Here is a 2,144-nt window from a genome sequence, read left to right on the forward strand (position 1 = left end):
GAGCGTCCGAGAACTCTCGTCAGCGCGTGGCTCAGGTGCTTCCCACGCTGGGTAATGGTGGTGTGTAGGTGCTGATATCGGGTGCTGTGTAGAGTCGCGGCCCGTGGAACGGGACATGACGATGAATGTTGTTGTTTTTCAACTGAATGGTAGCGACGACGACCTCATCACCGGTGCGGCATCCGCTCAGGCTCTGGACTCCGTCCAGCAGGCGTGGCGACAGGCTCAGCACGAGCGGCAGATCGGGCCTTCCGACGTGACCAAGGTGCACAGCACTTGGCAGCCTTCCCACCTGGACCAGGTCTTCCTGGCCGAGACCTTCCCCGAGGCCGGACACACCTACGTCTTCGAGCGCCCCGATGGTGATGATTGGACCGATGCCCTCGAGTTCGCGCGGCGGGTGATGGCGGAAGCCGAGGGTCTCTACCAGCAGAAGAGGGGGCAGGAGACGATCGTGCGGGCCGAGCGGGATGGTGAATGGCTGCCCATCCTGCACAGCACCTCCGCCCCGTTGCCGTTTTCTGCCTCCGTGCCGCTTGTGGAGGGCAAGCTGTACGTCGGGTTCGCCAAGGTTGCGACCATGCCCAACGGCCAGATCGGCATGTCCCATCTGATGCGGAGCAGGTTCGAGGCCATGAGTGAGGAGGAGTTCGCGGAGCTGGCCGGAGAATTCTCCGACAACCTGTTGCGTGGGCTCACCTTCAAGGTTTTCCCGGATCAGGAGCTCGGGACTATGGCCACCATCGAGCGTGACGGTCCCTGTGCGGCATCGGCGATCCTGCTCGACGATTTCCATGAGAAGGCCGCCAGTCAGGTCGGTGAAGACCGGCTGATCGTGGGGTTGGTCAGCCCGGACGACATCTTTATCGCGGGCGCTGGCTCGGGCCGGGCCACAGAGATCAGGGAAGCTGTGCTCACCTCGCCGGACACCGGCTCCGAACTGGTTCCGTGCCTGCTGCTGGTCGACGCTGATGGCATGGACGTGATCGCCGAGCGCCCCCGGTAGGGGTGCGATCCCTTCTTGCGTGCACGACCTGGGATCAAGCACACGCATACTTGCACTGCAGCAAAGATCACGGCGTCAAATTCTTCGATACGGACATCTTCCGATCGGCGCCGTCGCCGACATCCACCGGCTATATGGTGCTGGGTCTGCGAATGTGATTGCAGGGCAATGATGTTCGGTTCGGCGTGGTGTGGCTGGAATATGAAGAACTCCTGGTAGATCAGCGGTTGTCGAGACCATGGTCTACCAGGAGTTCGTGTGCCAGTATTGCCGAGTTGTCTGTGTTCGTCATGCCCGACCCACGGTGAGTCGCCGACGCCGTGTCCGGCGTATCCGTCCTCGTGCAGTGACGAGCAGTGGGCGCTGCTGCAACCGCTTCTGCCTGCACCAGGCAATACCGGCGGCAGGGGCGGGCGTGGTGAGAAACATCCCCGCCGCTTGGTGCTGGACGCGATCTTCTACCTGGTGCGTGGCGGCATCGCCTGGCGGGCGCTGCCCACTGACTTCCCGCCCCCGACCACGGTCTATGACATCTTTTGCAGGTGGACCAAAGCCGGTGTGTGGCAACAGATTACCGATGTACTGCGCGATCGGATCCGGGTGCGCGCCGGTCGCATGCCCAGCCCGACGGCGGCGATCATCGACTCCCAGTCGGTACGGGGCGCCGACACCGTGCCCACCACATCACGCGGATGGGACAACGGCAAGAAAGTCGGCGGTCGCAAACGCCACATCGCCACCGACACCATGGGGCTGCTGCTGGCGGTCGTGGTCACCGCCGCCAGCACCCAGGACCGCGACGGTGCTGTCCCGCTACTGGCGAGACTGCGGGAGCGGTTCTACACCATCACACTGACCTGGGCGGATGCCGGATATGCGGGCAGACTGGTGCACTGGACGCATCAAGTGCTGAACCTGGCCGTGACGATCGTCAAACGCACCGATCCCGGCTTCGTCGTGCTACCGCGCCGTTGGGTGGTGGAACGAACGCTGGCCTGGATCAGCAAGCATCGCCGCTGCGTACGCGACTACGAAACCCGGCCCGACCACCACGAAGCCATGGTCTACATCGCCACCATTATGACCATGTCACGCCGCCTCACCCGAACATGACCGAAGTTCTCGGACGCTCACTTAG

General features: G+C 63.2%; 2 protein-coding genes. Both read left to right on the plus strand.

Translation table 11 applies throughout. The features are described 5' to 3' along the window. The first annotated feature begins 115 nt into the window (after nucleotides 1-115). Nucleotides 116-1,006, plus strand: coding sequence for a hypothetical protein (locus ABZW16_RS43815; protein ID WP_354962079.1), 891 nt, complete (start codon nucleotides 116-118; stop codon nucleotides 1,004-1,006). Nucleotides 1,007-1,285: 279 nt separating this feature from the next. Next, nucleotides 1,286-2,119, plus strand: a complete 834-nt coding sequence (locus ABZW16_RS43820) for an IS5 family transposase (RefSeq protein WP_354962080.1) — start codon at nucleotides 1,286-1,288, stop codon at nucleotides 2,117-2,119. Nucleotides 2,120-2,144 lie beyond the last annotated feature (25 nt).

Source organism: Nocardia sp. NPDC004604 (assembly GCF_040609795.1).
Taxonomy (GTDB): Bacteria; Actinomycetota; Actinomycetes; order Mycobacteriales; family Mycobacteriaceae; genus Nocardia.